A 24,422-nucleotide genomic window follows, 5' to 3' on the forward strand; every position below is an offset into this window, starting at 1 on the left:
TTCATTCGAAAAACATAGTTACATATGAGCCAAACCTATTACTGTATAATAACTTAATTAGAGCCTAATCTATTACTGTACAATACCTGTTCAGAGCCTAATCTATTACTGTACATAATCAGGAATATCGTTCGCTGTAATGATGCGCCTGTTCCAGCATCATATCCTTTACCTTCATGAGGCGAATTTGAGTACTGCGTTCGTTTTCATCCAGCTTCATTATGATAAACTTGATATTTTCCTGCATTTCCGGAATCATTACATGTTCTAGTGCATTTACACGACGTCTGGTCTTCTCAATCTCCGCCGCCATAAGCTGACAGGACTTTTCGATCTCAGCCAACCGAAGCATATCCGGTAAAATATCCTGAAGAGATTTTACTGCATCATCCAAATCACTAGAGGTAAATGCAAAACCATACGGATAAATATCATTCTCATCCGGTGTCTTGGTCCGATATTCAAACTTTGGGATTTCAACACTCATAACATTTTTCTTATCAGCTTCCAGATATACCTCTTGTCTGGGCGCCATTAATGCAACATTCAGAATTTCATCCGGCATTGCAGATCTGGCTAATACAAAATTCATGTTCGCAGCCTGAATCCCTTTTTCCACTTTTTCACGAAGTGTCTTATTCTCACGAACCAATTCAAGGAATTGTCGCATCAGTTCGTCACGCTTATCCTTCAATAGTTTATGTCCGCGGGTAGCTGTTGCAAGCTTCCGTTTAAGCCTTGTTAATTCCATTCGAGTCGGATTTACATGTGCCTTTGCCAAAGCCTAGCACCCCCTTACAATTTGCCGTAATATTGATCCAGGAACTCGTCCTTAATTCTCTTAAGTTCTGTTCTGGGTAGAATGGATAACAGCTTCCATCCGAGATTTAAGGTTTCTTCGATATCACGGTTGGTATGATAGCCTTGGGATACATATTCCTTTTCAAATGCATCTGAGAACTGTGCATATAGCTTATCAATATCTGTTAATGCAGCTTCACCAAGCACGACCATTAATTCCTTTGCTTCCTTACCTCTTGCATAAGCAGCAAATATCTGGTTCATGGTATTTGCATGATCGCTTCTGGTCTTACCTTCTCCAATTCCCTTATCCTTCAGACGGGAAAGTGATGGTAATACATCAATCGGAGGCTGAATATTTTGACGATGTAACTCGCGGCTTAAGATAATCTGACCCTCGGTGATGTATCCGGTCAAGTCCGGAATCGGATGGGTCTTATCATCCTCAGGCATGGTTAAAATCGGGATCATCGTAATACTTCCGGCTTTTCCTTTCTTTCTTCCAGCTCTCTCATAGAGAGAAGCAAGGTCCGTATACATATAACCCGGATAACCACGACGACCGGGAACTTCCTTACGAGCCGCCGATATCTCACGAAGGGAATCCGCATAGTTCGTAATGTCGGTAAGAATAACAAGTACATGCATATCCTTCTCAAATGCAAGGTATTCTGCAGCCGTCAGTGCCATACGAGGTGTTGAGATACGTTCAACTGCCGGGTCATTCGCCAGGTTTATGAACATAACAGTACGATCGATTGCACCGGTTTCACGGAAGCTTTCTGTAAAGAAATTTGCTTCCTCAAACGTAATACCCATAGCAGCAAATACTACGGCAAAGGGCTCTGAGGTTCCACGTACCTTTGCTTGTTTTGCTATCTGAGCCGCCAGCTCAGCATGGGGCAAACCACTCGCGGAGAAAATAGGTAGCTTCTGACCACGAACCAGTGTATTTAATCCATCGATTGCAGATACACCCGTCTGAATAAATTCCTGAGGATAGTTTCTTGCTGCTGGATTCATAGGAAGTCCTGCAATATCCATACGCTTTTCCGGTAATATCTCCGGACCATTATCAATTGGACGTCCAAGGCCATCAAAAACTCGGCTTAACATATCCTCCGATACTCCAAGTTCCATGCTGCGTCCTAAAAAGCGAACCTTACTACTGGCAAGATTGATACCGGTAGAGCTTTCAAATAACTGTACCAGGGCATTGCCACCATCAATCTCCAATACTCTACAGCGACGTTTATCACCGTTAGCCAACTCTATCTCGGCCAATTCGTCAAAAGCGACATTTTCTACACCCTTTACTAACATAAGAGGACCTGCTACCTCTTGAATGGTTCTATATTCCTTTGGCATTAGGCTTCCTCCTTTTGTAATAGATTATCTACTTCTTTTTGTAGTCTCATAAGAATATTATCATATTCTGCTTTTATCTTATCGAGGGCAACATATTTAAATCGACCAATGCTTTCACGGACCTCAAGCTTCACCAAATCCTCAATGGAAGCACCTTTTCCTAAGGCTTCTAATGATATGTCATAATAATGTAATACCAATTCCATCATAAGTAATTGCTTGCTCAAGTCTGTATAGGTATCCACCTCATGAAAAGCATCCTGATGTAAAAAGTCCTCTCGAATGGATCTGGCTGCTTCCAATTTTAGACGATCAGGAGCAGAAAGAGCATCCATACCAACCAGCTTTACAATTTCATCGAGTTCTGCTTCATCATTTAACATTTTCATAATCCGTGCCCGCAAATCCATCCATTTTTCATCCACATTGGTATTAAACCATTTACCAAGGTTATAAAGCGAATAACTGGTTAACCAGTTAATTGCCGGGAAATGTCTTCTATATGCCAGATTTGCATCCAGACTCCAGAATACTTTTACGATACGAAGTGTCGCCTGGGATACTGGTTCCGATATATCACCACCGGGTGGTGAAACCGCACCAATTGCAGACAGAGCTCCCTCTCTTCCATCTTTTCCAAGTGATATAACACGACCTGCTCTTTCATAGAATTGAGCCAGGCGGCTTGCCAGATACGCTGGATAACCTTCTTCACCGGGCATTTCTTCAAGACGTCCGGACATCTCACGAAGTGCTTCTGCCCAACGGGAGGTTGAGTCCGCCATTAATGCAACCGAATATCCCATATCACGGAAATATTCAGCTATGGTAATACCTACATATATGGAAGCCTCACGAGCCGCAACGGGCATGTCAGAGGTATTTGCGATTAATACCGTACGTTCCATCAAGGACTTACCAGTTTTAGGATCCTTCAATTCTGGAAATTCATTCAGAACGTCCGTCATTTCGTTACCACGCTCTCCACAACCGATATATACAACGATATCAGCCTCAGCCCATTTAGCAAGCTGATGTTGAACTACTGTTTTTCCACTTCCGAAGGGTCCGGGTACTGCCGCTACGCCGCCCTTTGCAATAGGAAACAGGGTGTCAATGACACGCTGTCCTGTTACCAATGGTTTATCCGGAGAAAGCTTCTGCTTATATGGTCTGCCAATACGAACCGGCCATTTTTGCATTAATGTTAAATTCTCAGTGGAACCATCTGCTTTTTCTAATACTGCAACCGTATCGGTTACTGTATAATCTCCTTCATTAATACTTACTATTTTACCTTGAATTCCATAAGGTATCATGATTTTTTGAGTAACAATTTCTGTCTCCAAAACGGTTCCAATGATATCACCGGCCTCTACCATTGTACCAGCCTCAACCGTAGGAACGAAATGCCATTTCTTCTCTCGGTTCAAAGAAGGAATTTCAATACCTCTCTTCAGGTTGGTACCGGTTGCTTCCATGATCTCAACCAAAGGACGAGCGATTCCGTCAAAAATACCACCAATCAGACCTGGACCCAGTTCTACACTTAAGGGAGCTCCCGTTGATTCTACCGGTTCTCCTGGACCCAGACCGGAGGTTTCCTCATAAACCTGAATGGAAGCCTGGTCACCATGAATTTCAATTATTTCACCGATCAATCGCTGCTCACTAACACGAACTACGTCGAACATATTTGCATCGCGCATTCCTTCGGCAACAACGAGTGGTCCGGCAACTTTTTTTATCGTGCCTTTACTCATATTAACCTCCATTTGCATCTTGAAAAGCGGATGATGAAAAACTCACTCCTATCATCTGCTTTTTAATTCTCATTATTAAATATGATATCCGAGCCAACTGCACGCTCGACTGATTTCTTGACATTTCTCATACCTTTTCCGGTATTTCCAGATACACCGGGTATCGGAATAATCGCCGGTAAATATTCAGAAACATATCGATCAATTTCCGTCTCAAGCTCAGCCTGCAAGCTTTCTGTTATATAGATGACAGCATATTGTCCTTCTGCTAATGTTTTTAACGTCTTAGCTGCTTCCTCATGCTCGGAAACCGGATATGTATCCAGTCCTAATGCTGCATATCCATATATACTGTCACGATCACCAAGTACAGCTACTTTATACATACATTTCCCTCAATCTTTCCCGGATAGAGCTATCAGCAATCTCATTTCTCTTACCCGAAAGCAATATTCGTACCACTTTAATTTCATTTTCTCTTGCCAGAATGTAGGCTGCAAGAGGTGAAATCGAAAATGGGTTATATTTTTGCGGTATAATGTGCCGGATGATTACATTATCACACCAGCGTTCAAAAGCAGAGGGTGACTCTTTAAGAGCAGAAACTGCTTCTGCATATACAGTATTGGAAAGATACTGATAAACGGCTTCAATTCCTTCCTGTGCTGCAGTGATAAGTTCCTTTTTATTTAGACTATCACATTCTGCGATCGCTCTATCCATAAATCCAGTATCTTTACCCGTTTTCACGCTTCGGATAGCGATATTGATATTGGCGACAGCAACTTTTAACTCTGCGTATTCAGCGAGTAATTCATTATTCGTCTCCTTACCCTTGCGAAGTATCGTCTCAAGAGCAGTCCGATCTATAATCACATCACATAATTGGCTATCTCCAGTATGCATTTGAACCTGATATGCTTCTTCGGCACAGGAACGCATATGTTCCGGTAGTAAAGAAAAATTATGTTCCTTCACTGCATTAAGAATAATCTTTACATCAATGGTTCCCTGTGAGATATAAATATCTGTAAAATTTGAATTAGTATAGACCTGTTTTATAGCGGCTTTTAGGTTGTGAAAGTCATTGCTATACAAAAATGTGTCAAAAACAGATAAGTCTTCCACTAATTCACCTATAATATCCCAGGTTTTTTCACGTTCTATGCTTAACATCTGTTCTGCATTCTCTTCACCAGATGCACCCCAGCCTTTTCCTTTCAATAAATTCAGACATTCCTTCTCACTCTTGCAGTTCATTAGTTGTTCAATATCGGATTTGTTTAAAAGAGATATCTCTTTGGAACGAATCCGGGCGACTGCATACAGGTATTGATTATCAGCCATGTCATCACCCTTTCTCCGTTAATTCTAATCAAACAGCAATGCGTTAACCTGATCCTGAAGGGTTTCTTTATACGCATTGAATAATGCATCAAAGGAACAATTTTCTTCCACATCACCATAGACTAAAAGAAAACCGCCATCAATGGAAGCTGTCTCATCCGATACAGTAAGCACCGCACCAGGTCTATCTTCTAAAACAGCTTTTAGGCTATTATTAAAATCCTTTGGTATACGGTTTTTATCAGATGCAGAAAAAACGATCTGTCCTTCTTTATTATGTGCATATCTCTTCACCATCTGAAGAACAATTTCGATTAGTTCGGAATCCGGCAAATTGGCCAGTGACATTCTGGCATTATCGATGATATTGCTTATAATCTGCTGTTTTACATCCAGGAGTATCTTCTTCTCCTGAAGTGCAGCTGCAGATTCCGCACGGCTTAGAATCGCTTTCTTATCCGCCTCGGATTTCTCGGCAATCTCTTTACATCTTTTTTCTGCCTCAGCTTTAGCTGCAGATAGTATTTCTTCTGCTTCCTTATTTGCCTCAGATATTACTTTATCTGCTTTTGCTTCGGCTTCTGCTTCGATTGCCTTCAATATCTTATCTAGTCCAGTCATAAGTTCCTCCATCTCGCTGCCTATGGCAGCAAATAAATAGAATGAATAGCAGTTAAATATTGATACCGGATACACCGTTCACTGCCAACATTGAAATAAGAAGAGCTAAAATCGCATAGGTCTCAACCATCGCAGGGAAAATCATTGCTTTACCGAATGCTTCCGGTTTCTTTGCTAATATTCCCATACTTGCAACAGATGCTCTTGCCTGACGAATTGCAGAGGAATAACCTACGATTGCCATAGGAAGACATGCAATAAAATATAATAAGCCTTTTGCTAAGCTAATATCACCAGAACCGCCTAATACACCTATTTGAGATAGAGTAATGAATGCAATCAGAAGTCCGTAGATACCCTGTGTACCTGGTAATAGCTGAAGAATTAATACCTTACCGAATTTGGACGGATCTTCGGTTACAACACCCGCTCCTGCTTCACCTGCCATACCTACTCCTTTTGCCGAACCTGCTCCTGCTACTAATGCTGATGCAGCTGCTCCTAATAATGCAAATACAATACCAAAATCATTCATATTCATGTTACATCTTCTCCTTAATTTTATAGTATTTTGTTTTCATATTAAAAGGATTAAAGGAACGTCCTCCACCCTCATAAAACTTTCCGAAGAATTCTACATATTGCAAACGGTTCGTGTGTACATATGCTCCAAGTATATTAATTGCAAAATTCAGAATATGTCCCACCAATATAATCACTATAAAAATGATAGGTCCAATAACACCCTTTCCTGCCATTCCTGCCATTTTATTCACGACAGAGCAGATAACACCGGATGCTAATCCGAGTGCCAGTAAACGTGAATAAGAAAGGACATCACTTAAATACCCTGTTATACCATATAGAGCATAAGCCCCTTTTAAAAATCGTTTAAATGGATTTTTTGATTCACGACCATTGGTCAATACAATAATTACGGAAGATAATATTGCAATTATTCCAGATGCTTTTGCAACTACTGAAGGTATTGATACACTAATCCCTAAGATACCCGTAATCATATCCATATTAAGCAATAAAAGAGTTGAACTAACAATTAATGCAAACCAGGAAACCGTATCATAAAGAATGGCGATATAATCCTTTTGTAATATTAATTGATAGGTCTTCATTGCTAAACCTGTTAGCAGATGAACTAGTCCAAAAGCCATGGAAAAGGTTAACATCTGCATCGGTTTATTTACCGGGAAAAACCATAACGGTGCAATAATCGGGGTTTTTGTAGCACCAAAGTAGGTAGTAGCAATTACATCAATGAGATCTCCAAAATAACTTCCAAACATAGCACCCCAGAACATCGTTGATATTCCGCAGAATAAGAACATTTTCAGATTATTCCTCATGGATGGTTCCATGGATTTACCGAATTTTACAAGTCCTAATCCGCATGCAATTACGATAAGAGCACCATATCCAAAGTCTGCTAGCATAATACCGAATAATACATAATAGAATAAAGCCATTACCATAGTGGGATCAATTTCTCCCTTTGCCGGGAGGCTAAATCCCTCTACGACACCCTCTAATGGTGCTGCAAATCCGTTGTTTTGTAACAATACGGGAACATCATCATCTTCCGAAGGATTATCAAATTCCACTGCAATATCAAACTGTTCTGTGAGTTCCTTTTCTAATTCAGCAGCTTCTTTTTGTGGTATATATCCAGATAAAACAAATACATTGCTCGACTGTAACAAATGACCAATGATTTCGTATTTATCCTGCCTCATCTTCTCATAGTCCAGTAAGAATTGAAGATCCTCCCTATTCGTTTCGCACTCCTGTATCTTCTTTTGTGCTTCATCAATAGCAGCTTTGGCATCATCAATCTTTTGAGATAACTCCTCCAGCATCTGGGCTGGTGCCTGTTTCGAAGTAATACCAGGATGTGAAAACTCCATATTTCTTAAAGCTTCATAGATAGCTTCAGCATTTTCTTTTCTACATAATAGAAATATACAGGTTTGATTTTTCGAAGAACTGATTATTTCCACATGAAAAGGCATATACATTGCAAGCTTTTCATAGATTTCATCTAGTGACCATTCCTGAGGGAAAGTACCGATAAAGCCACTCGTACTCCTTGTACCGGTAAATCCTAGCGGAATATCAAAATCAGTCCAGGGCTTTAGCATCTCTATCTGTGTTTCCAGTTTCAGAACTTCCGCTTTGTTTTCTGCTATTTCCCTATTGCATGAAATGATGTAATTAGCGATCCGTAAGACGGTATCATATTTATCCCGAAAGGAATCATATTCCTTTACACTTACATCTTTTCTGCCTTGAAGCATTGCTAACATAGGCTTTTTCTCCGGAGCATATCGTTGCAATATTTCAAGTGCTTCATTCACTAGAGAAATATTCCGCTCAAATTTTGATATTGCATTCGAAACATCGGATTTTTGAAATACATTATCTTCCGAAAGCATATCATTGATTTCAATAACACCCCGGCGCTGTAACTTTTCTAAAATTTGCTTTCTGTTCTTTTTTAATGCATAAATAAAAACGCGCTGCATTTGCAGCATAGCCATGGCTCATCCACCTCCCTTGTTATTATCTGACCGTATTTCTTAATTTCATTAAATTACTTGTCATAAATAACACAGGATAGAACAAGCCTTTTTGCAGCGTCCTCCTTACTCTTAACCATTTCCTTCATGATTATAACTTCATTTTGTGCTTTTGCTATTGCTGCTTCTATCAGCTTTTCTCCTTGCTGATTGGTAGCAGCCAGCTCTTTTTCTGCTTTTTCAAGGGCATCTTTGGTCATGGAAGATATTAGTTCCTTCGCATTCTGTTGAGCCTCTGAAAGTATTTTTTCTTTCTTTTGAACAGCCTCCTTTTCCGTCTGGGCAGCCTTTAGTTCTGCCTGCCGAACAGCTTGTACTGTCTCGCTTGCCATTCACTCACCTCCAGAAGTATTGAAATGGTAAAAAATATAACAAGTAGATTATAACGCAAAATTAATTATAGTTCAACAACAAATCAGAAAATATTACACAATTTTTCGTCAAATTCACTATATTGTTTGCACTCTTTTCATAGTAATATTAGTTTTATATACTTTTTATATTTGTTGTTTTATCTATTTATATATACTAATTTACTAAATTATATACATCTTGACTGGATATCTTTTATTGTATAAGACATTTAAAGGATTTTTATACAAAAAAATATTAGGTGATGAATACCGAAGCAGTCATCACCTAATGTAATTATTGAAAATCTCTACTTGTATCAATACTGTATTAAATTGTATTGTATGAAAAAGACTCCCCGTCATCTTCAAACACTTACCATATTTTATCTGTTAACATAACTCTGGTTTTAAAACCTCCCCTGAATTAAAACCATATGAAAACCTAATGCTCACAGATAGTAGTTCAACTGATTGAAACAGGTAAGCCGCTTCAATTCAGTTTTTTAACAGTTTTCCCTGGCAAAACCTTTCCTTCAATTACTACTCGCTCGATAATGGATGCTTTCGGATTTTCAATCAAAGCAATCAATTTCTGCGCGGCACATCGTCCTAAAGATTTTGTATCCTGCTGTAAAGTAGTAAGCTTCGGATCTAATACCTGAGATAATAGAATTCCATCATACCCTACGATAGAGATATCTTCCGGTATTCGAAGTCCATGCTCTTTTATCGCATTGATTCCTCCTATACAGGAAAAATCATCAGGGAAAATAATACAAGTAGGTCTTTCCTTTAATTTCAATAACTCTTTTGTAAGCTTTGCTGTTGAATCTGGATCATGATAGATACCACTTATCACATATTCATCAGGAACTTCTATTCCAAGTTCTCCGAGAGTTTTATAAAAGCTTCCGACGCGATTACGGGTAACCGATGAGTCCGCTCCATGAATATAAGCTATCTTTCTGTGTCCCATTTCATACACATAAGTAATCAGATCTTTCATACCTTTCACATTATCAGAAATAATGGAGGTTCTGCTATTATATATATGATCGATTGTTACTACAGGAAGCTCTCCTTGAATAAGCTCCTCAACTCCAGGATCAGAAAAATCAATACAAGCGATAACTACACCGTCAACACCGCGATACTTGCTATGTTCATAATAGGACATATTCTTATGTCCGGTATGCTTGCTAATAAATGTTATGTCATATCCGCTTCGTTCCGCTTCTACCTTAAAGCTGTCCAACACATGGGAAAAATAATCATGCGTTAAACCGCTTTGAGTATCATCTACAAATAAGACTCCTAAATTATATGAGCGATTTGTTTTCAAAGCCCTTGCATAGGAATTCGGAAAATATCCCATTTCCTTAGCCACTTTTTTTATGTTCTCTTTTGTCGCCTCCGCAATATCACTGTGATTGTTCAGTGCTTTGCTGACAGTTGCAATCGATACTCCACATTTTATTGAAATATCTTTAATTGATACCACAGTACTACTCCTTGTTCCTTTTAATACGATAGAACGCACTTAGCGAACTTTTATCGTCATGAATTGAATAAAATGCACTTAAACGTTTTAGATCACAAGATTATTATACAATCTTCACAAAATATATATTGGTTCATTTATAAATTGTAGCATATTACAACATTTATAACTACAAGAAATATTGAATAGAACCTATATCATGCTTATATTTCTTAGACTGTTAACAAATTACTATGTATATCTTAAACCTTTTCGTATATTAATGCAAGTATTTTTTACTATATTCCAGAAAAAACAGTCTTAATCGTTTTAAACACAGATATTTATAATCATTATCCATAAATTATTTTTTATATTTTTATTGCAAATTGTACATATTCACTATTGCAAATAAAAAAAAAGAGAGTATTATAATCCTATGTTATTTTCGATGGTTAGGAGGTAATCTATGGAGAAGGTAATTAGCGTATTATTTGATATTGAGAAAAAAGCGAATCAAATAATTGAACACGCAAATATTGAGAAAGATCAATTATTTGAAGAAAATGAAAAAGCGATTGCCAAAATGGAAGCTGAAATAATGGATGAGAATGCCAAAAAAATTGATAGGCTTAATTCTCAGGCTGAAAAAGAGCTGGAGGCTGAAAAAAAACATTTGATTGAGAATAGCAGCAAACAACTTAAGGAGTTAGAGGCTCATTATATTAAGGATCATGATGAATTAGTGGATAAATTATTTCAAAGTATTATACAGTTTTAATGAAATTCAAATAACTTTATTATATTGAAGAAATATTTCTTATTATAATTAGAAGTAACACTTCTTTTATATATAACGCTTTCTTTACAAATATCAAAGATAAAATAGTGTAGGAAGGAGGATATGATGGATTCAACACTATCCTACAGTGGGATTAATACAAAAGTCAAAGCTATGCATCCGAAGCTGATTAGCTCACAGGACTTTCAAAAGATGTCAAATCTAGAGTCTGTACCTGATTTGATTTCGTATTTAAAGAAGCATCCTGGATATCAAGATATCTTGCAAAAATACGATGAACACGAAATTCATCGTAGTGAAGCAGAACGTATATTTATAAACGGACTCTATTGGGACTATACGAAGATTTACCGTTTTGCTAATGATAATCAAAGAAAAGATCTTGATTTAGTCTTCTTTCGATATGAAGTGAATATTCTTAAAGCTTGCATCAGACTTATTCATAATAATGAAACGGCATATGACTTATCCATTTTTCATCCGTTTTTCAGTAAACATTCTGAGATTAATGTTACTCGTCTCTCATCTTCTCATAACAGAGAAGAATACGTACAAAATCTAAAGGGTACGCAATACTATTCCATGTTAATGAAATTAAGTAACAAAACCGGTTTATCCTCCTTTGATTATGAAATGGCACTTGATGTTTATTATTTTTCAAAGTCATGGAAGTTGAAGGATAAGTTGCTCAAGGGTGATAGTTTGAAAGCATTTACCGAACGTATGGGGACCGAAATTGATATGCTTAATATTATGTGGATCTATCGTTCGAAACGAAATTATGACATTAATCCTGCAGATATTTTTACTTATTTAATACCAGTCAATTACAGATTAACGATGGCGCAGCTTTCTCGACTTGTAGGTTCACTAAGTTTAGAGGAATTCTTTAATTTATTAAATACAACCAAATACAAAAGTTTCATTCCCCATTTAAGAGCAGGTACGATGGAGCAGGAATATACCAGAGTACTTGATCGGATATATCAACAAAACGTAAGCCGATATCCCGCTTCCATGTCTGTTGTAACCTATTACTTATTTCGTAAAGACACGGAAATCAAGCGGCTGATAACCGTATTAGAATGTATTCGTTATGGACTGGATGATAAAAAAAAGCAAGATTACATTCTATATTAAAGATTCGGATTGTAAGCAAATATATCATTGCCTGTTAACAGGCAGATGGAGGTAGTCATGATTGAAAAGATGAGGTTTCTGAGTATTACAGGACCGAAATACGACTTTGATCGTGTCGTAAATAAATATTTAACGAAATACAATATACATCTGGAAAATGCATTGACCGAATTAAGTACATCCTATAATTTAAAGCCTTTTGTCGAGAATAATCCTTATAAGGATTACTTAAGCAGATCGGAAGACTTAATCAAAAAGCTCGATCCTATTGAGTTCACAGCAAATGAATTAATGTCTCCAGAGAAAGCAATGGATGTTATAAACAACGCATCTTCCATGCTATCCGACCTGAATGACAAGAAGAAGGAGTTAAAAGCCCATAGGCAAACCTTAAATGATCTATTAATTCAGATTGAACATTTTCGTCATTTCGAGTTTGATATTCATCAAATGATGAATTTCAAATTTATTAAATTCCGTTTTGGAAAAGTACCACACGAGTTTTATACTCGTTTTGCAAAATACGTATATGATAATTTAAATACCGTTTTTTATGAGTGTGAACGTGATAAGGATTTTGTATGGGGAATATACTTCGTACCAGCCGTTGATTCCGATAAAATCGATGCCATCTATGCATCCTTACATTTTGAACGAATTAAACTGCCTGATGCATATGAAGGTACTCCCGATGAATCTTATCTTACAATCACAGCAAAAATCGGTGAAATTAACAACGAATTAAATTCTATCTATTCTTCTATCAAAAATCGCCTGGGTGAAATGAGCCATGATTTACTTCTTGCTCATCATACCCTAACGGTTCTATCAAAGAATTTTGATGTTCGTAAAATGGCCGCGTGTACCAGGGATAAGGGCAAAAACGATGTGTTTTATATCATTTGCGGATGGATAACAGAAAAAGACTCTTATAGCTTATTAAAGGAAGCCAAAGAGGATCCATTAGTTTATTGTCTATGTGATGAAGAAACGGCAGATGAAGAGAAAAAGCCGCCGACGAAATTAAAGAATTTTCGTTTATTTAAGCCCTTTGAAATGTTTATTAAAATGTATGGTTTACCAGCGTACAATGAAATTGATCCTACCAGCTTTGTCGCTATCACCTACTCTATTATTTTTGGTATCATGTTTGGTGATGTTGGTCAGGGATTATGTCTGGTCATTGGCGGTGCCCTTCTTTATAAATTTAAAAAGATGAATATTGCTGCAATCATTTCACTGGCCGGTATTTTTTCAACCGTATTTGGTTTTATGTATGGTAGCATTTTTGGTTTCGAAGAAATTATAACTCCTATATGGTTGTCACCAAGAGATAATGTTATGACCGTATTATTTACTGCTGTAGGCTTTGGTGTATTTTTAATCATTACTGCGATGATCATTAATATTATCAATGGTATAAAGGCTAAGGATTGGGGTCGTGTTTTCTTTGATACGAATGGCGTGGCCGGACTCTTATTCTATGCTTCATTAATTGGAAGCATTGTATTAATATTTACCGGATATCCTCTTCCTGGTGCTATTATCATGGCTATATTTTTAGGATTACCCTTATTACTTATCTTCTTTAAAGAGCCATTGACTCATATCGTAGAGAAAAAAACACGGATATTCCCTGAACATAAGGCTATGTTCATAATGGAAACTGTATTTGAAATGTTTGAAGTATTACTCAGTTATGTTACAAATACCATCTCATTCCTTCGTGTTGGTGCTTTTGCTTTAAGCCATGCAGGTATGATGGCTGTAGTAATGCTTCTTGCCGGTGCAGATAACGGTTCTCCTAATATCATTGTACTTATATTGGGAAATATTATTGTATCCGCAATGGAAGGACTTATCGTTGGTATACAGGTTCTTCGTCTTGAGTATTACGAAATGTTCAGCCGTTTTTATCACGGAACAGGAAAAGAATTTAAACCATATAAGGGAAATTAATCCCTGTTTACTATCATTATTATTAAATTAATTACATTTTAGGAGGAATTAACTATGGCAACAAAAATTATTATCATTATTGCATTATTATTAAGCATCATCATCCCCTTTGGTACATTTCTTTACAGTAAAAAAACTAAGGGTGGCTTAAAAGCTGCTATTGGTTTTAATGTATTTATGTTTTTTGGTATCTTGGTTATTGCCAATGTATTAATGTTCTCAGGCAAAGTATCTGCTGCTGAAGCCGAAGAAGCGGTAGCTACTGCGACAGATAACTGGAAGTATATTGCTGCTGCTCTTTCTACTGGTTTATCCTGTATTGGTGGTGGTATTGCCGTTGCTTCTGCTGCTTCTGCTGCGCTTGGTGCAATTAGTGAAGACTCTTCCATCATGGGTAAATCTTTAATCTTTGTTGCTCTTGCAGAAGGTATTGCTTTATATGGATTGATCGTATCCTTCATGATTTTAGGATAATATATTTATCTTATGTTATTTATCGTTACACATGAAATTCTACGATTTTATGTATCCAGTCTGCAGGCTTTAAAGAAAGGCAGGGTTTGTTATGCGAATGTATTTGATAAGTGACAATGTTGATACCTATACCGGAATGAAGCTTTCCGGCGTAAATGGTGTTGTCGTTCATACAAAACCGGAGTTAAAAGACGAATTAGATAAAGTACTTTCCGATAATACAATAGGAATAATTCTAATTACAGAAAAACTCAGTAATGAGTTTCCTGAAATAATTAATGATGTAAAACTGAACAGAAGAATTCCGCTTATCGTTGAAATACCGGACAGACATGGTACCGGGAGAAAACCGGATTTTATTACTGCCTATGTGAATGAAGCCATCGGATTAAAGCTGTAATTCCATTTGCTGTATCATTTTTATCAGAAAGGCAAGGTATTTTATGACTCTTGATGAAAAATTAAACCATTTTTACGATTCAGTAATCGAAAGTGCAACAAAACAGAATATTGAAATCGTGGAAGAATATAAAAAGACACTTCAAAAGAATTTTGAAGAGCGAAAAGAGGCCGCGTTACGAAAAGCGGAAGCGAATTATCGTATTGCTTCAGAGAACATTATAAGGGAAAGGAACCGTAAATTATCTGCTGAATCAATGGAAATCAGACGCAAAGTTCTTGAAAAAACAGCTGAAGTTTCTGAACGTATCTTCACTGATGTGAGAAAGAAATTGGATGAATATATGAAAACCTCAGATTATGATGAGTTATTATGTGCTCAGATTACAAAAGCTAAAAGCTTCGCTCAGGGAGATGACATAACAATATATATTAATCCGACCGATGCACAGAAGATACCCTATTTAGAAGAAAGAACTGGTGCTACTCTTACGGTAAGTGATCGTGACTTTATCGGCGGTATTCGTGCTGTTATTCCTTCCCGCAGTATTCTGATTGATAATTCATTTATGACAAAATTGACAGAAGCTGAGAGTTCCTTTACTCTTTAAGACGATGAAAGGGAGAGTTAATCCTTATGAATATAACAGGTAAAATATATGGAATTAATGGTCCGATCGTATACGTTGGTGAAAATCGAGCCTTCAAAATGGGTGAAATGGTGTTAGTCGGCAAGGACAAATTAGTTGGCGAGGTCATTGGATTAACTACCGGAAAGACCACCATTCAGGTATACGAAGAAACGACCGGACTGAAGCCGGGCGATGAAGTTATCTCAACCGGTGCTGCTATTTCTGTAACACTGGCTCCCGGTATCATAAGTAATATATTTGATGGTATTGAACGTCCTTTACAGGAAATTTCAAAGCAATCAGGTGCATTTATCTCAAGAGGTGTCAGTGTCGAAGCACTTGATACAAAGAAACTATGGGATGTGCATATTACAGTACAACCTGGTGATAAGGTTTATGGAGGCACTATTATTGCAGAGGTTCCTGAAACAAGAGCAATTCTTCATAAATCCATGGTACCGCCAGATATCATGGGTAAAGTAACTAAGGTTGCTCCAGATGGAAAATATACTATTTCCGATCCGATTGTAACTATCGTTGACAACTCAGGTAAGGAAATCGAGTTAACATTAACACAAAAATGGCCTATTCGTGTTCCAAGACCGACAGCCAAGCGTTTTCCCTCCGACCGCCCCCTTATTACTGGACAAAGAATCATTGATACCCTCTTCCCTATATCCAAGGGTGGAACGGCTGCGATTCCGGGTGGTTTTGGTACCGGTAAGACAATGACGCAACATCAGCTTGCAAAATGGTGCGATGCCGACATCATCGTATATATTGGATGTGGAGAACGAGGTAACGAGATGACAGAGGTTCTGGAGGATTTCTCAAAGCTGGTGGATCCTAAAACTGGCAATCCCCTTCTTGACCGTACCACATTAATAGCTAATACCTCTAACATGCCGGTTGCTGCTCGTGAAGCAAGTATTTATACCGGTATTACTTTGGCTGAGTATTATCGTGATATGGGTTATCATGTAGCTATCATGGCAGACTCTACTTCCAGATGGGCTGAGGCTCTAAGAGAGCTTTCCGGTCGTTTGGAGGAAATGCCTGCAGAAGAAGGTTTCCCAGCATATCTTGCCTCTCGTTTGTCTGCATTTTATGAAAGAGCCGGTTTCATGCAGAACTTGAACTGGACGGAAGGCAGTGTATCCATTATCGGTGCTGTATCTCCCCAGGGTGGTGACTTTTCAGAACCTGTAACACAGAATACGAAGCGTTTCGTTCGTTGCTTCTGGGCATTAGATAAATCCCTGGCTTATGCCAGACATTTCCCCGCTATTCATTGGCTGAACAGCTATAGTGAATATCTGACAGATTTAGCACCTTGGTATACGAAAAATGTTGGCGAAGATTTCGTAGAATGCAGAAATCAGATTTTAAGTATTTTGACTCAGGAAAATCAGTTAAATGAAATAGTAAAGCTCATTGGTAGTGATGTTCTGCCCGATGATCAGAAGCTGGTTTTAGAAATTGCTCGTGTAATTCGTCTCGGATTTGTTCAGCAAAATGCTTATCACCCTTCTGACACCTATGTTCCGATGGCAAAACAGTTAAAAATAATGCAGACAATTTTATATCTCTATCAAAAATCCCGACTTCTGATTGACCGTAATATGCCAATGTCCTTACTGAAAGAAAGCCCTGTATTTGATAAAGTAATATCGATTAAATATGATGTATCCAATGATGAGCTGGATAAATTTGATGATTATAAAGTAATGATAGATGATTTCTACAATGACATCATGTCTAAGAACGCCTGATCGTGCAGGAATGGAGGTAATTATGTCTATAGAGTATTTAGGATTAAGCGAAATAAACGGCCCTCTGATTGTTCTTGAGGGTGTTCGAGACGCTTCGTTTGATGAAATTGTTGAGTTAACTGTGGACGGCAAGAAGAAAAAAATTGGACGAATTGTTGAACTATACGAGGATAAAGCAATCATCCAGGTGTTTCAAGGTACGGAGGATATGTCATTATTCAATACCCATACTAAGCTAACTGGCCATCCTATGGAGGTTGCTCTATCTACTGATATATTAGGTAGAGTATTCAACGGTGTCGGTCAGCCCATTGACGGACTGGGTAACATCATTGCTGAGACAAAACGGGATATTAACGGATTACCGCTGAATCCATGTACAAGAGAATATCCACGAAATTATATTAAAACTGGTATCTCTTCCATTGATTGTCTAACCACATTAATTCGTGGACAGAAGCTTCCTATCTTTTCTGGTAATGGTCTTCCACATGACCAGCTTGCAGCCCAGATTGTTAAGCAAGCATCTCTTGGCGAAGATTCAAACGAGGAATTTGCAATTGTATTTGCGGCAATGGGTGTAAAGCATGACGTGGCCGACTTTTTCCGCAGGACCTTTGAGGAAAGCGGCGCAAGCTCCCACGTTGTAATGTATTTAAACTTAGCAAACGATCCAGTGGTTGAACGTTTAATTACTCCAAAGGTAGCCTTAACCGCTGCTGAGTATCTTGCGTTTGAGAAGGGAATGCATATTCTGGTTATACTGACCGATATGACATCCTTTGCGGAAGCTATGCGAGAGGTATCCTCTTCTAAAGGAGAAATTCCGAGTAGAAAAGGATATCCGGGTTATTTATACAGCGAATTAGCAACCATTTATGAACGAGCAGGAATTGTTCACAATAGTAAAGGTTCAGTTACTCAGATACCTATTCTGACGATGCCGAATGATGATATCACACATCCAATTCCTGATCTGACTGGATATATCACAGAAGGGCAAATCGTACTTGATCGTGCTCTTCATCAAAAAGCAATTTATCCTCCAATCAGTATTCTTCCTTCTCTCTCCCGTCTGATGAAGGACGGTATTGGTAAAGGGTATACCCGTGAGGATCATCAGGATCTGGCTAATCAGCTCTTCTCATCCTATGCACGCGTAGGCGATGCCAGAGCATTGGCAAGTGTTATCGGTGAAGATGAATTATCACCACTGGATAAATTATACCTGAAATTTGGTATCGAAATGGAACAAAGCTTTATTGCACAAGGAAATTCTGAAGATCGTACGATTATACAAACCTTAGATATGGGCTGGCAACTATTATCCCTTCTTCCAAGAGAAGAGCTTGATCGTATTGATACAAAGATTTTGGATAAATACTATAAATCCAGAAATGATGCCGTAGTCGAATAGAGGTGATTACCATGAATCCGAATACCTTTCCCACTAAAGGTAACTTAATATTAGCTAAGAATTCATTAAGGCTGGCTAAGCAGGGTTACGAATTAATGGATAAGAAACGTAATATATTAATGCGTGAATTAATGGAATTAATTGATAAGGCAAAGGATATTCAAGCCGAGATTGATAGTACCTTCTCTTCTGCTTACCTTGCGCTTCAAAAGGCGAATATTGAGATGGGTATCCATAATGTATCAGAATTATCAAATACCATTCCCGAAGAAACTTCCATTCAGATAAAGCAACGAAGTATCATGGGAACCGAAATTCCTTTGGTAGAATATGATAACACAAATAGTAAACCGAATTATGCATTTTTCCAAACTACCATGTCCCTGGATGAAGCTACTAAGAATTTTGTGAAGGTAAAGGATTTAACTATCCGATTATCGATGATTGAAAATTCCGCCTATCGTCTTGCTACTAATATAAATAAGACTCAAAAACGTGCCAACGCACTTAAGAATATTACCATACCCTATTATACTGCCCTTACCATTAGTATTCAGAATGCATTGGAAGAAAAAGAACGTGAAGAGTTTACAAGATTAAAGGTGATTAAAAAGCGCCAAACTGCAGGTCAATAATATAAGCATAACATAGGACTTTCCCTTCATAATATCATGTTTTAAATTTACATTATATTTTTTATTTTTCTTGTATATATTTTTATCATTAAGACATAATAATTATCAGATACGGCGAACGACTTAACTTGCTTAAAAAGAAGACATTTAAATTTGATAAGTCCTGTCGTATCGATTAATATACAATAGAAAGTACGCCTTGCGAACTTTCTATCGTCATGAATAATAAAAGTTTGTAATTTGGTCTCAGGATTACAAACAGCAAAGGTTCTGGAAAGATTGGGAGATGATAGCGTTGGACAGTTTAATTATTTCTAACCAAACAATTAGTTATCCTTCGGTTTGACAAGAATACTGATCTTGATAAGATTAAGTTCTTGTAGTATCTCACTTTCAAAATTGAATACTTGCACTAAAATCGATTGAGACACCAGTGGTAGAAGCAGGGATAATGATTTATTCCTGCTTTTATCATGCTTATTAGAACGTCGTGAGAATTATTCTTGATAGGTATGAATTTGCTTCACATCATATCCTGTGGGGTTTTGGAAGAATCGTAGACCGAATTCCTCTGCTACAGAGAATATATGATCAAAAATATCGGCCTGAACCTTCTCGTAAACGCCCCAATCCGTACTATTAGTAAAAGCATATATCTCTATGGGCAGTCCATGCTCTCCTGGGCTCAATTGACGAACCATAACTGTCACATTCTTATTCAAATGGGGATTGTGTTGTAAATACTTCTCTATATAGATACGGAAGGTTCCTATATTTGTCATATGTCTTCCATTAATCAGAGAGCCTTCCCTGTCATGATATTTCTGATTATATTCCTTTATCTCCATTTCCTTATCATAAATATAGTCCTTTAGGTATTCTATTTTCTTGAACTTCTCCAATATTTCATCAGTACAAAACGTAATACTATTCACATCGATATAGATTGCCCGCTTTATTCTCCTTCCACCGAATTCCATCATCCCTCTCCAGTTCTTAAATGAATCCGATACTAAGGCATAAGCCGGAATGGACACTATCGTCTTATCAAAATTCTGAACCTTTACGGTGTTTAAGGTTATATCAATGACATCACCATCCGCATCATATTTAGGCATTTCAATCCAATCTCCAATTCGAAGCATATCATTGGATGTCAATTGAATTCCGGCGATAAATCCAAGAATGGAATCCTTAAATACAAAGGAGAACACCGCTGCTGCTGCTCCAATTCCACTTAATAAAATTAGCGGACTCTGCCCCATTAAGTCTGCTATTATGATAATTGCTACAATAATGAAAATAACTATTTTTACTATCTGAAGCAGTCCCTTGATAGGACGGACCTTCGATATCGGATGTGTTCGATAGATATCATCAATTGCATCCAACATAGAATTCATGATAAAAAGTGCTATAATCATAATATAGATGGATGCACTCCGTCGTATAAGTTCTGATACGCTCTCTGGGAAAACGGATGCGAACATACAGATAATAATGCCCGGAAGCACATTAGCTAATTTGTGAAAGAATTTCCGCTCCATTAACATTCTGATCCACTTGTATTTATTACGGTTAATAATATTTGATACAATCTTTATAACGATTTTCTGAACAATAATATTGACCAGAAGACAGGCAAGAATGATTCCAATTGCTAAAATTGCATAGGATAGATATTCGGCAATATTCCCCTTCAATCCTTGACTTTCTAGCTTTGTTACAAGATATTCGTACATATACTCTTTCCTTTCCTATAAACATCAATAATATATAAACACATAATCGACTTCTAAACTTTCATTTGTACAAAAATAGATTACCATTTCTGCATAATTCTACTATTAATCTTATTAGGTGTCAAATCGCTCTGATTAATTCATAAATATGACTATCTTTGCAATTCAAAGGAAATACAGAAACATTCTTTTGCATAGTATGCTACAAAAACTACATAATAAGAAGGTATTTTAGTATAATGATGTAATTTCTGATTTTAATTGTTTTTTAATGCTAATATTAGTAAATTATGGTATACTGTCTATGTTGCCGACGATATTTATTTTCAATATGCTACATAACCTGTGCGGCATAGTGAATGAGTTATTTGGAACTATAATAATCAACAAAATGAATGAAAGAGGTGTTATTATGTGGTTTTCAAAATCGCCGGAGGACGTATTTAAAGAATTCGGTGTAAATCCTGCTGTTGGCCTAACGGAAGCTGAGGCAAAGCAACGTCTAGAAAAATACGGTCTGAATAAATTAAAAGGAAAACCCAAAAAAAGTATTATAGCTCTATTTTTATCACAGTTAAAGGATATGCTGATATATGTCCTTTTAGCAGCTACTGTGATCACATTTGTAATTAAGGAATATGCGGACGCCATCATTATTTTATTAGTGATTATTCTAAATGCTGTAATTGGTGTTGTACAGGAATACAAGGCAGAGAAAGCTGTAGAAGCGCTACAGAAAATGACCACACCAAAGTCAGTTGTACGCCGTAACGGAGAAACTAAGGAAATCAACTCTGAAGAGATCGTTCCAGGAGATATTGTTATACTGGATGCCGGCCGATATGTACCTGCCGACTTAAGACTCTTTGATAGTGCTAATCTACAAATTGAAGAATCGGCACTAACCGGGGAATCCGTTCCTTCCAGTAAAGATGCCGGTAAGCTACTTACAGATCCTAAAACTTCCATTGGTGACAAAACGAATATGGCATTCCAATCCACTCTCACTACCTATGGACGTGGTGAAGGTGTCGTTGTAGCTACCGCAATGGAAACAGAAATCGGTAAAATAGCTAAGATACTGGATAGTGATGACAATGAGATGACTCCACTTCAGAAACGTCTCGAGGAACTGGGAAAAACATTAGGCTTTCTGGCAATCGGTATCTGTGTGTTAATATTTGTTATTGCTTTGATTCAAAAAAGAGATTTATTCGAAATGTTTTTAACTGCTATTAGCTTAGCGGTTGCTGCTATTCCGGAGGGTCTCGCCGCGATTGTTGCGATTGTACTTGCTCTTGGTGTAACGAGAATGTCGAAGATCAATGCGATTGTAAAAAAACTACCGGCAGTAGAGACTCTGGGCTCTGTTAATATCATCTGTTCTGATAAAACCGGAACCCTGACTCAGAATAAGATGACTGTGGTAAAGCAATACACACATAATCATCTTACAGACGTTCCCGGAACCGAAGAAGACCTTGTTGCTACCCCTGACGAAGTAGAGTTAATTAAATCATTAGTACTTTGTTCAGATGCAACCTATGAAAATGGTCAGGGTACAGGAGATCCGACAGAAATTGCTCTGATCATTCTCGGTGACAAATATAATCTTACCCGAGCTGCTCTTAATGCTGAACATAAGCGAGTTGGTGAAAATCCCTTCGATTCGGATCGTAAGTTAATGTCAACTCTCAATGTAGAAGATGAAGGTTACCGAGTTCACACCAAGGGAGCGATTGATAACATTCTTAAAATATCAACAACCGCACTTGTAAATGGTCAAATTGTTCCTCTTACCGATGAGCTCAAGAACGACTATCTTCGTATTACAGAAGAAATGTCTGATTCGGCTTTACGTGTATTGGGTGTTGCATTTAAAGACACGGATAAAATTCTTCCTCCACAAGAGATGGAAAAAGATCTTACCATAATCGGTTTAGTTGGAATGATTGATCCTCCTCGTCTGGAAGTTAAAGCATCCATACATGAAGCTAAGATGGCCGGTATCCGCCCTATTATGATTACTGGTGATCATAAGAATACAGCGGTTGCAATTGCTAAAGAATTAGGAATTGCAGAAAGCATCGAACAAAGCATCACCGGTGCAGAGATTGATGAATTGTCCGATGAAGCTTTCGCTGCAAACATCAATAATTATAGAGTATTTGCCCGCGTTTCACCGGAACATAAAGTAAAGATCGTAAGAGCCTTCAAGGCACAGGGTAATATCGTATCGATGACCGGAGACGGTGTAAATGATGCTCCTTCCCTTAAGTTTGCAGATATTGGTGTCGCTATGGGCATTACAGGTACTGATGTTGCGAAAGGTGCCAGCGATATGATTTTAACGGATGATAACTTTACAACCATTGTTCATGCAATTGAAGAAGGCAGAAACATATATAATAACATAAAAAAATCAGTTATCTTCCTGCTTTCCTGTAATCTTGGTGAGGTAATAACCATATTCCTATCTATTTTACTGAATTGGCCAGTTCCTTTACTTGCAACACAAATTCTTTGGATTAATTTGATCACTGACTCCTTGCCTGCGATTGCACTAGGTGTGGATCCCGGAGATCATGACGTAATGAAGCAAAAGCCACGAAATCCAAAGCAAAGCTTCTTTGCACATGGAGCCGGAGTCCGAGCGGTTATCGGTGGAATATTAATCGGGATTTTTACGCTGGTTGCCTTTTATTATGGATTATGGGAGCATGGCTATCAGCTTGGCTCTGGAGAAATCTCAGAAGCAGCACTGGCTTATGCAAGAACCATGTCATTTGTAGTACTGGCTGCTTCCCAATTGTTTTATTCATTATCCATGAGAAGCTCGACAAAATCCATTATAAAGATCGGTGTATTCTCGAATAAATTTTTAATCGGAGCAATTATTGTAGGAATCCTCCTTCAGTTAGTAGTAATCTCGATTCCTCCACTTGCCATTGCTTTTGGAGTGCATTTCCTATCCTTGCAGGATTGGTTGCTTGTACTAGGATTTGCACTAATACCGCTCATTGTTAATGAAATAATTAAGTTATTTACGAAAAGATTAGAAGTCCAATAATAACGAAAATCGGATATGCTATGGAACATTCAAAGTAACATATTGAATCACTC

General features: G+C 37.7%; 21 protein-coding genes. 10 read left to right on the top strand and 11 right to left on the bottom strand.

Annotated features, from left to right (window positions below):
• Positions 1-118 precede the first annotated feature (118 nt).
• The 10 genes from H0486_RS09840 to H0486_RS09885 all read right to left on the bottom strand — a co-directional run bounded on the left by H0486_RS09840 (position 119) and on the right by H0486_RS09885 (position 10,348).
• The gene (locus H0486_RS09840; RefSeq protein ID WP_228352842.1) at positions 119-781 is read right to left on the bottom strand and encodes a V-type ATP synthase subunit D; all 663 of its coding nucleotides are present in this window, start codon (positions 779-781) and stop codon (positions 119-121) included.
• Positions 782-795: 14 nt separating this feature from the next.
• Positions 796-2,169: a V-type ATP synthase subunit B gene (locus H0486_RS09845; protein ID WP_228352843.1), complete on the bottom strand. Its 1,374-nt coding sequence runs from the start codon at positions 2,167-2,169 to the stop codon at positions 796-798.
• Complete coding sequence (locus H0486_RS09850; RefSeq protein WP_228352844.1) at positions 2,169-3,932, bottom strand: V-type ATP synthase subunit A; 1,764 nt, start codon at positions 3,930-3,932, stop codon at positions 2,169-2,171. The genes H0486_RS09845 and H0486_RS09850 overlap by 1 nt, the downstream gene beginning before the upstream one ends.
• Before the next feature lie 62 nt (positions 3,933-3,994).
• On the bottom strand, positions 3,995-4,318 hold the full coding sequence (locus H0486_RS09855; protein WP_228352845.1) for a V-type ATP synthase subunit F: 324 nt from the start codon (positions 4,316-4,318) through the stop codon (positions 3,995-3,997).
• Positions 4,311-5,279 carry a V-type ATPase subunit gene (locus H0486_RS09860; RefSeq protein WP_228352846.1) on the bottom strand — a complete coding sequence of 323 codons (969 nt, stop codon included), beginning with the start codon at positions 5,277-5,279 and terminating at the stop codon, positions 4,311-4,313. Before H0486_RS09860 ends, H0486_RS09855 begins: the two co-directional genes overlap by 8 nt.
• 24 nt (positions 5,280-5,303) lie before the next feature.
• Positions 5,304-5,900 carry a V-type ATP synthase subunit E gene (locus tag H0486_RS09865; RefSeq protein WP_228352847.1) on the bottom strand — a complete coding sequence of 199 codons (597 nt, stop codon included), beginning with the start codon at positions 5,898-5,900 and terminating at the stop codon, positions 5,304-5,306.
• A gap of 52 nt (positions 5,901-5,952) precedes the next feature.
• Positions 5,953-6,435 (bottom strand): V-type ATP synthase subunit K, encoded by a 483-nt coding sequence (locus tag H0486_RS09870; protein WP_228354407.1) that lies wholly within the window; start codon positions 6,433-6,435, stop codon positions 5,953-5,955.
• Positions 6,436-6,442: 7 nt separating this feature from the next.
• Positions 6,443-8,455 carry a V-type ATP synthase subunit I gene (locus H0486_RS09875; protein ID WP_228352848.1) on the bottom strand — a complete coding sequence of 671 codons (2,013 nt, stop codon included), beginning with the start codon at positions 8,453-8,455 and terminating at the stop codon, positions 6,443-6,445.
• Positions 8,456-8,508: 53 nt separating this feature from the next.
• Positions 8,509-8,826 carry a hypothetical protein gene (locus H0486_RS09880; RefSeq protein ID WP_228352849.1) on the bottom strand — a complete coding sequence of 106 codons (318 nt, stop codon included), beginning with the start codon at positions 8,824-8,826 and terminating at the stop codon, positions 8,509-8,511.
• Positions 8,827-9,337: 511 nt separating this feature from the next.
• Complete coding sequence (locus tag H0486_RS09885) at positions 9,338-10,348, bottom strand: LacI family DNA-binding transcriptional regulator (RefSeq protein ID WP_228352850.1); 1,011 nt, start codon at positions 10,346-10,348, stop codon at positions 9,338-9,340.
• A gap of 448 nt (positions 10,349-10,796) precedes the next feature.
• Here H0486_RS09885 and H0486_RS09890 point away from each other — a divergent pair, with 448 nt between their 5' ends.
• From H0486_RS09890 to H0486_RS09930, 9 genes are all read left to right on the top strand, one after another.
• Positions 10,797-11,108 carry a hypothetical protein gene (locus H0486_RS09890; protein ID WP_228352851.1) on the top strand — a complete coding sequence of 104 codons (312 nt, stop codon included), beginning with the start codon at positions 10,797-10,799 and terminating at the stop codon, positions 11,106-11,108.
• Between the two features lie 123 nt (positions 11,109-11,231).
• Positions 11,232-12,269, top strand: a complete 1,038-nt coding sequence (locus H0486_RS09895; RefSeq protein ID WP_228352852.1) for a V-type ATPase subunit — start codon at positions 11,232-11,234, stop codon at positions 12,267-12,269.
• Between the two features lie 57 nt (positions 12,270-12,326).
• Positions 12,327-14,228: a V-type ATP synthase subunit I gene (locus H0486_RS09900; RefSeq protein ID WP_228352853.1), complete on the top strand. Its 1,902-nt coding sequence runs from the start codon at positions 12,327-12,329 to the stop codon at positions 14,226-14,228.
• Positions 14,229-14,282: 54 nt separating this feature from the next.
• Complete coding sequence (locus tag H0486_RS09905; RefSeq protein ID WP_228352854.1) at positions 14,283-14,702, top strand: ATP synthase subunit C; 420 nt, start codon at positions 14,283-14,285, stop codon at positions 14,700-14,702.
• Between the two features lie 91 nt (positions 14,703-14,793).
• Entirely contained in the window at positions 14,794-15,102 is a 309-nt protein-coding gene (locus H0486_RS09910) for a V-type ATP synthase subunit F (RefSeq protein ID WP_228352855.1), read from the top strand.
• A 43-nt stretch (positions 15,103-15,145) separates the two neighbouring features.
• Positions 15,146-15,712 carry a V-type ATP synthase subunit E gene (locus tag H0486_RS09915; RefSeq protein WP_228352856.1) on the top strand — a complete coding sequence of 189 codons (567 nt, stop codon included), beginning with the start codon at positions 15,146-15,148 and terminating at the stop codon, positions 15,710-15,712.
• A gap of 26 nt (positions 15,713-15,738) precedes the next feature.
• On the top strand, positions 15,739-17,505 hold the full coding sequence (locus H0486_RS09920) for a V-type ATP synthase subunit A (protein ID WP_228352857.1): 1,767 nt from the start codon (positions 15,739-15,741) through the stop codon (positions 17,503-17,505).
• A gap of 22 nt (positions 17,506-17,527) precedes the next feature.
• Positions 17,528-18,922 carry a V-type ATP synthase subunit B gene (locus H0486_RS09925; RefSeq protein WP_228352858.1) on the top strand — a complete coding sequence of 465 codons (1,395 nt, stop codon included), beginning with the start codon at positions 17,528-17,530 and terminating at the stop codon, positions 18,920-18,922.
• Positions 18,923-18,933: 11 nt separating this feature from the next.
• Positions 18,934-19,557 (top strand): V-type ATP synthase subunit D, encoded by a 624-nt coding sequence (locus H0486_RS09930; RefSeq protein WP_228352859.1) that lies wholly within the window; start codon positions 18,934-18,936, stop codon positions 19,555-19,557.
• Between the two features lie 497 nt (positions 19,558-20,054).
• Here H0486_RS09930 and H0486_RS09935 read toward each other — a convergent pair whose 3' ends face one another.
• Positions 20,055-21,299: a mechanosensitive ion channel family protein gene (locus H0486_RS09935; protein ID WP_228352860.1), complete on the bottom strand. Its 1,245-nt coding sequence runs from the start codon at positions 21,297-21,299 to the stop codon at positions 20,055-20,057.
• 412 nt (positions 21,300-21,711) lie between these two features.
• Between H0486_RS09935 and H0486_RS09940 the strand changes: the two genes are divergently transcribed.
• A complete protein-coding gene (locus H0486_RS09940; RefSeq protein ID WP_228352861.1) occupies positions 21,712-24,369 on the top strand; it encodes a calcium-translocating P-type ATPase, SERCA-type in 2,658 nt (885 codons plus the stop codon).
• Positions 24,370-24,422 lie beyond the last annotated feature (53 nt).

The sequence above is a fragment of the Variimorphobacter saccharofermentans genome (genome assembly GCF_014174405.1).
Lineage (GTDB): Bacteria > Bacillota > Clostridia > Lachnospirales > Lachnospiraceae > Mobilitalea > Mobilitalea saccharofermentans.

Bases quoted from the DNA above. Each gene is read 5' to 3' on its own strand.
- H0486_RS09845 (WP_228352843.1), bottom strand. From the start codon at position 2,169: ATGCCAAAGGAATATAGAACCATTCAAGAGGTAGCAGGTCCTCTTATG.
- H0486_RS09850 (WP_228352844.1), bottom strand. From the start codon at position 3,932: ATGAGTAAAGGCACGATAAAAAAAGTTGCCGGACCACTCGTTGTTGCC.
- H0486_RS09855 (WP_228352845.1), bottom strand. From the start codon at position 4,318: ATGTATAAAGTAGCTGTACTTGGTGATCGTGACAGTATATATGGATAT.
- H0486_RS09860 (WP_228352846.1), bottom strand. From the start codon at position 5,279: ATGGCTGATAATCAATACCTGTATGCAGTCGCCCGGATTCGTTCCAAA.
- H0486_RS09865 (WP_228352847.1), bottom strand. From the start codon at position 5,900: ATGACTGGACTAGATAAGATATTGAAGGCAATCGAAGCAGAAGCCGAA.
- H0486_RS09870 (WP_228354407.1), bottom strand. From the start codon at position 6,435: ATGAATGATTTTGGTATTGTATTTGCATTATTAGGAGCAGCTGCATCA.
- H0486_RS09875 (WP_228352848.1), bottom strand. From the start codon at position 8,455: ATGGCTATGCTGCAAATGCAGCGCGTTTTTATTTATGCATTAAAAAAG.
- H0486_RS09880 (WP_228352849.1), bottom strand. From the start codon at position 8,826: ATGGCAAGCGAGACAGTACAAGCTGTTCGGCAGGCAGAACTAAAGGCT.
- H0486_RS09890 (WP_228352851.1), top strand. From the start codon at position 10,797: ATGGAGAAGGTAATTAGCGTATTATTTGATATTGAGAAAAAAGCGAAT.
- H0486_RS09895 (WP_228352852.1), top strand. From the start codon at position 11,232: ATGATGGATTCAACACTATCCTACAGTGGGATTAATACAAAAGTCAAA.
- H0486_RS09900 (WP_228352853.1), top strand. From the start codon at position 12,327: ATGATTGAAAAGATGAGGTTTCTGAGTATTACAGGACCGAAATACGAC.
- H0486_RS09905 (WP_228352854.1), top strand. From the start codon at position 14,283: ATGGCAACAAAAATTATTATCATTATTGCATTATTATTAAGCATCATC.
- H0486_RS09910 (WP_228352855.1), top strand. From the start codon at position 14,794: ATGCGAATGTATTTGATAAGTGACAATGTTGATACCTATACCGGAATG.
- H0486_RS09915 (WP_228352856.1), top strand. From the start codon at position 15,146: ATGACTCTTGATGAAAAATTAAACCATTTTTACGATTCAGTAATCGAA.
- H0486_RS09920 (WP_228352857.1), top strand. From the start codon at position 15,739: ATGAATATAACAGGTAAAATATATGGAATTAATGGTCCGATCGTATAC.
- H0486_RS09925 (WP_228352858.1), top strand. From the start codon at position 17,528: ATGTCTATAGAGTATTTAGGATTAAGCGAAATAAACGGCCCTCTGATT.
- H0486_RS09930 (WP_228352859.1), top strand. From the start codon at position 18,934: ATGAATCCGAATACCTTTCCCACTAAAGGTAACTTAATATTAGCTAAG.
- H0486_RS09935 (WP_228352860.1), bottom strand. From the start codon at position 21,299: ATGTACGAATATCTTGTAACAAAGCTAGAAAGTCAAGGATTGAAGGGG.
- H0486_RS09940 (WP_228352861.1), top strand. From the start codon at position 21,712: ATGTGGTTTTCAAAATCGCCGGAGGACGTATTTAAAGAATTCGGTGTA.